Origin of the sequence: Acinetobacter sp. 809848, from assembly GCF_000581275.1 — a bacterium.
Taxonomy (GTDB): Bacteria; Pseudomonadota; Gammaproteobacteria; order Pseudomonadales; family Moraxellaceae; genus Acinetobacter; species Acinetobacter pittii.
Genome location: NZ_JEXG01000151.1, coordinates 1 through 1053, shown reverse-complemented (window position 1 = coordinate 1053; position 1053 = coordinate 1). Strand labels below are relative to the sequence as shown.

General features: G+C 52.6%; 1 protein-coding gene. It reads left to right on the top strand.

Annotated features, from left to right (window positions below; genetic code table 11):
- The coding region (locus tag J536_RS26095) for a hypothetical protein (RefSeq protein WP_032064299.1) at positions 1-1053 on the top strand (1053 nt) is incomplete at both ends.

The following is a 1053-nucleotide window of genomic DNA, read 5'->3' as shown; positions in this document are numbered from 1 at the left end:
CGACAGCGACTCGGACTCTGACAGTGACTCGGATTCTGATAGCGACAGTGACTCTGACAGCGACTCGGATTCTGACAGCGACTCGGATTCTGATAGCGACTCGGATTCTGACAGTGACTCGGACTCTGACAGTGACTCGGATTCTGACAGCGACTCGGATTCTGACAGCGACTCGGACTCTGACAGTGACTCTGATTCTGATAGCGACTCGGACTCTGACAGTGACTCGGATTCTGACAGTGATTCAGACTCGGATTCTGATAGCGACTCGGACTCTGACAGTGATTCAGACTCTGATTCTGACAGCGACTCGGACTCTGACAGTGACTCTGATTCTGATAGCGACTCTGACTCTGACAGTGACTCGGACTCTGACAGTGACTCGGATTCTGACAGCGACTCGGACTCTGACAGTGACTCTGATTCTGACAGTGACTCGGATTCTGACAGCGACTCGGACTCTGACAGCGACTCTGATTCCGACAGTGACTCAGACAGCGATTCTGACTCGGATTCTGACAGCGACTCGGACTCTGACAGCGACTCTGATTCCGACAGTGACTCAGACAGCGATTCTGACTCGGATTCTGACAGCGACTCGGACTCTGACAGCGACTCTGATTCCGACAGTGACTCAGACAGCGATTCTGACTCGGACTCTGACAGCGACTCAGACTCTGATAGCGATTCTGACAGTGACTCAGATTCTGATAGCGACAGCGACTCGGACTCTGACAGTGACTCGGATTCTGACAGCGACTCTGACTCTGACAGCGACTCTGATTCCGACAGCGACTCTGACTCTGATTCTGATAGCGACTCGGACTCTGACAGTGACTCGGATTCTGACAGTGACTCGGATTCTGACAGCGACTCGGACTCTGACAGTGACTCGGACTCTGACAGTGACTCTGATTCTGATAGCGACTCTGACTCTGACAGTGACTCTGACTCTGACAGTGACTCGGATTCTGACAGCGACTCGGACTCTGACAGTGACTCTGACAGCGACAGCGATTCTGACTCTGATTCTGACAGTGACTCGGATTCTGA